Source organism: Shimia sp., assembly GCF_041624275.1.
In the GTDB taxonomy this organism is placed as follows: domain Bacteria; phylum Pseudomonadota; class Alphaproteobacteria; order Rhodobacterales; family Rhodobacteraceae; genus Shimia.
Window position 1 is genome coordinate 1 of the sequence record NZ_JBFJVE010000283.1, and the last position, 2,620, is coordinate 2,620.

General features: G+C 65.6%; 4 protein-coding genes. All 4 read right to left on the reverse strand.

Annotated features, from left to right (window positions below; translation table 11 throughout):
- Window positions 1-779 (reverse strand): type I methionyl aminopeptidase (map, locus tag ABZD10_RS15105; RefSeq protein WP_372887774.1); only part of this gene is annotated, 779 nt, incomplete at its 3' end.
- A 102-nt stretch (window positions 780-881) separates the two neighbouring features.
- Complete coding sequence (locus ABZD10_RS15110; protein ID WP_372887776.1) at window positions 882-1,337, reverse strand: low molecular weight phosphatase family protein; 456 nt, start codon at window positions 1,335-1,337, stop codon at window positions 882-884.
- Window positions 1,338-1,342: 5 nt separating this feature from the next.
- The gene (locus tag ABZD10_RS15115) at window positions 1,343-1,822 is read right to left on the reverse strand and encodes a UPF0262 family protein (protein WP_372887777.1); all 480 of its coding nucleotides are present in this window, start codon (window positions 1,820-1,822) and stop codon (window positions 1,343-1,345) included.
- Window positions 1,823-1,891: 69 nt separating this feature from the next.
- Window positions 1,892-2,620, reverse strand: a 729-nt coding sequence (hisD, locus tag ABZD10_RS15120; RefSeq protein WP_372887779.1) for a histidinol dehydrogenase, incomplete at its 5' end; no start/stop codon positions are given.

Sequence of the window (2,620 nt, forward strand, 5' to 3'; positions counted from 1 at the left end):
GACGGTGACAGGGTGAAGAGCTCGTAGCCATCAGCGGTGACGCCGACCGAATGCTCGAACTGGGCGCTGAGGGATTTGTCGCGGGTGACCGCGGTCCAGTCGTCGGCCAGCACCTTGGTCTCGGGGCGGCCAAGGTTGACCATCGGCTCGATGGTGAAGAACATGCCCTCTTCCAGCACCGCGCCGGTGCCGGGACGGCCATAGTGCAGCACGTTGGGCGGCGCGTGGAACACCTCGCCCAGCCCGTGGCCGCAGAAATCGCGCACCACGCTCATGCGGTGGCCTTCGACGAAGGACTGGATGGCATGGCCGATGTCACCGAAGGTATTGCCCGGCTTCACCGCCTCGATCCCCTTCATCAGCGAATCATGGGTCACCTGGATCAGCCGCTCGGCCTTGCGGCCCAGCTTGCCGGCCACATACATGCGGCTGGTATCGCCAAACCAGCCATCGACGATCACCGTGACGTCGATGTTGAGAATGTCGCCATCCTTCAGCTTCTTGTCGCCGGGAATGCCGTGGCAGACCACGTGGTTGACGCTGATGCAGCTGGCGTGCTGGTAGCCGCGATAGCCGATGGTCGCCGACTTGGCGCCGGCGGCCTCGACCTTGGCCTCGATCAGCCGGTCGATCTCGCTGGTGGTCTGGCCGGGAAAGACATGTTCGGCGATCTCGTCGAGAATCCGCGCCGCAAGGGCCCCGGCCGCATGCATGCCGGCAAAATCCGCCGCGCTGTGAATCCGGATCCCGTCGCGGGTCTGGCGTCGCTTGCCGATCATCTGCCTCTCGCTCCGTTATTTGCGTGTCAGCGTTGTTTATGCGTCTTTGCCGGCCATGACCAGAGGCTTCCTTGCCCCCCAGAGTTGCAGACGGAAAGGCCACTACCCGCGTGGCGCGCCCCAGCGCTCGGTCAGCCGGGCGATGATCTCGTCGCGGCTCTGGCGATAGGCCGCCAGCCGCGCCTCGCGGCTTTCACCGATGCCGCAGGGGTCGGAAATCGGCCAGTATTCGACCTCGAGGTGGTAATAGCGCGTCAGGTCCTGCACCTCGCGGCGCGAGGCCGGGGTCAGCGCCACCACCAGATCGAAAGAGGACAGCTGGTCGCCCCATTTCTCCATTTCCTCGAAACTGCGCGACCGGTGGCGCGCCAGTTCGACCCCAAGCTCCTGACAGACGGCGATCGCGAAACCGTCGACCTCGAGGTCGTTCTTGATCCCGGCCGACTGCACGTAGGTGTCGCTGCCGTAGAAACGTTTCATGATCGCCTCCGCCATCGGCGAGCGCACCGCATTGTGATCACAGCAGAACAGGACCGATTGCGGAAGGGCGGACGGCACCGGGATCACCCTCCGAAATGCAGCACGCAGATCAGCGTGAACAGGCGCCGCGCGGTGTCGTGATCGACATCGGCCTTGGCCTCGAGGCGCTCCTCGAGAATGCGCGCGCCCTCGTTGTGGATGCCGCGCCGCGCCATGTCGATGGTCTCGATCTGGCTCGGCGGCATGTTCTTCACGGCGTCGAAATAGCTCTCGCAGATCGCCCAGTAATCCTTGACCACCTGGCGGAAGGGCGACAGCGAAAGGTGGAACTCGGCCGCCTTCTCGCCGGTCTCGGTGGCCACGTCGAAGACCAGCCGCTTGTCGCGGATCGACAGTTCGACGCAATAGGGCCCGTCGGGCACCACCCGGTCGTCACGTTTGGGCAGGCCGAAGGTGTTCTCTTCCAGCAGGTCGAACATGGCGACCTTGCGCTCTTGTTCGATCTCCGGCGTCGGAGGCGGCAGGTTGCGGTCGTCGATCTCGATCTTGCTGATACGTTGCATGGGCTTACTTACTCGCTTCGCGTTGCCGACATGGTTAGCCGAACATCGCGGGCGGAGCAATGCAGCAGATCAGCCGTTCAGCGCCTCCAGCCGCGCCCGCACGCTGAGCCCGTGCGCCTCGAGGCTTTCGCTGATCGCCAGGGTCTCGGCCGCCGGGCCGATGGCGCGCAGCGCGGCCGGGGTCATCTTGGACAGGGTGGTGCGCTTGAGGAAGTCCATCACGCTCAGCCCCGAGGAGAACCGCGCCGAACGGGCGGTGGGCAGCACGTGGTTGGGCCCGCCGATGTAATCGCCGATCGCCTCGGGGGTGTACTGGCCAAGGAAGATCGCCCCGGCATGGGTGATCTTCTCGGCCAGCGCCTCCGGGTCGGCGACGCAAAGCTCAAGATGTTCCGGCGCCACCCGGTTCGACAGCGCCGCCGCCTGATCCAGATCGGCGACGGTGATCACGACGCCGAAATCGCGCCAGCTGGCGCCGGCGATCGCGCGCCGCTCGAGGGTCTCGAGCCGCCTGTCGACCGCCACCGCCACCGCGCGGCCGAACTCGGCATCATCGGTGATCAGGATCGACTGGGCATTGGCGTCGTGCTCGGCCTGGCTGAGCAGATCCAGCGCGATCCAGTCCGGGTTGTTGTCCCTGTCGGCAATCACCAGAATCTCCGAAGGCCCGGCGATCATGTCGATACCGACCTTGCCAAAGACCCGCCGCTTGGCCGCCGCCACAAAGGCATTGCCCGGCCCGGTGATCTTGTCGACCGGCGCGATGCTCTCGGTGCCATAGGCCAGCGCCGCCACCGC